Source organism: Alcanivorax sp. HI0044 (genome assembly GCF_001634945.1).
Genome location: NZ_LWEZ01000928.1, coordinates 1 through 651 on the forward strand (window position 1 = coordinate 1; position 651 = coordinate 651).

A 651-nucleotide genomic window follows, 5' to 3' on the forward strand; every position below is an offset into this window, starting at 1 on the left:
CGGTAGCCTGGTAAAGCTTTTCTTCCGGCAGCCCGGCGAGCACCACGTTATCACGCATCTTGTTGAGCAAGGGAAAGTGTACCGCCGCGCCCAGAATGATCTGTGGCTTGAGCAAGCGGCCCATGGTGCGCATCAGCGACATATTGATCCTGCTGCCCACCTTGCTCTGCCCGTACTGTTCCATGACGGCAAAGCCCACGCCAAGGTGGCGCGATTCGTCATCGTTGATCTTCGCGAACGCCTCATGGCATACCGGGTCCTTCACGGTATCGAGCAGGAACTTGCACAGGGCGCCATCCAGCGCCACCTCAAGAGCCGGAGTGATGGTCCCCAGAATCCGGTAATCCAGGTCATCCGCATAGCGCTCCATCCAGTCCACTACCAGGCGGATATTGTTGTTCGGTGGCGGCATGTTGCCGTCGGCGTCGAGCATGCCCCAGCGCTTCATCAGCGCCACTTCCGCGTTGGCATGGCGCTGTTCTTCGGCATAAAAATAGGTATAGATCTGCCGTAGCGTATCCGTGGGGCGCTTTTCGCCATGGCGGCAAAGCCTCGCCCGCCGATGTGCTCAATCCACACCAGGTCCGCCATGAAATCACGCAGCCTGGGCCACTGTTCCTCGGTAATCAGTTCCGCCCCTGGTGCCTCCCA

Annotated in this window: 2 pseudogenes; both read right to left on the reverse strand. The window is 59.6% G+C overall.

The features are described 5' to 3' along the window. A pseudogene (locus A3730_RS10865) lies at positions 1–448 on the reverse strand (ferritin-like domain-containing protein); the annotation flags it as partial. After that, a pseudogene (locus A3730_RS31555) lies at positions 448–651 on the reverse strand (hypothetical protein); the annotation flags it as partial. The pseudogenes A3730_RS10865 and A3730_RS31555, both read right to left, overlap by 1 nt.